Origin of the sequence: Stenotrophomonas sp. LST15-1-1.1 (assembly GCF_040815575.1) — a bacterium.
Lineage (GTDB): Bacteria > Pseudomonadota > Gammaproteobacteria > Xanthomonadales > Xanthomonadaceae > Stenotrophomonas > Stenotrophomonas lactitubi_B.
This window is the reverse complement of record NZ_JBFPNJ010000011.1, coordinates 1-488: the sequence shown is the minus strand read 5'-3', so window position 1 is coordinate 488 and position 488 is coordinate 1. Positions and strand designations below refer to the sequence as shown.

The window sequence follows — 488 nt, the reverse complement described above, 5'->3', positions numbered from 1 at the left end:
CCTGCCTGACCCTGGTCCAGCAGCTTGCGGAACATTTCCACGCCGGTCACGGTGGTCTTCTGCACCGGGCGGATGCCGACGATTTCGATTTCTTCGCCGACCTTGATCACGCCGCGCTCGATACGACCGGTCACCACGGTGCCGCGGCCCGAGATCGAGAACACGTCTTCGACCGGCATCAGGAATGCCTTGTCGACGTCACGCTCCGGGGTCGGGATCCAGGTGTCCAGCGCCTCGACCAGCTTGATGACGGCCGGCACGCCGATGTCGCTCTGGTCGCCTTCCAGCGCCAGACGGGCCGAACCCGAGATGATCGGGGTGTCGTCGCCCGGGAAGTCGTACTTGCTCAGCAGCTCGCGGACTTCCATTTCGACCAGTTCCAGCAGCTCGGCATCGTCAACCATGTCGGCCTTGTTCAGGAACACGACGATGTACGGCACGCCGACCTGACGCGACAGCAGGATGTGCTCGCGGGTCTGCGGCATCGG

1 protein-coding gene is annotated in these 488 nt (G+C 64.3%); it reads right to left on the bottom strand.

Features of this window, described 5'->3' with window-relative positions; all coding sequences use genetic code 11:
- On the bottom strand, positions 1-488 hold a 488-nt coding region (locus MRBLST15_RS07590), incomplete at both ends, for a GTP-binding protein (RefSeq protein WP_367785612.1).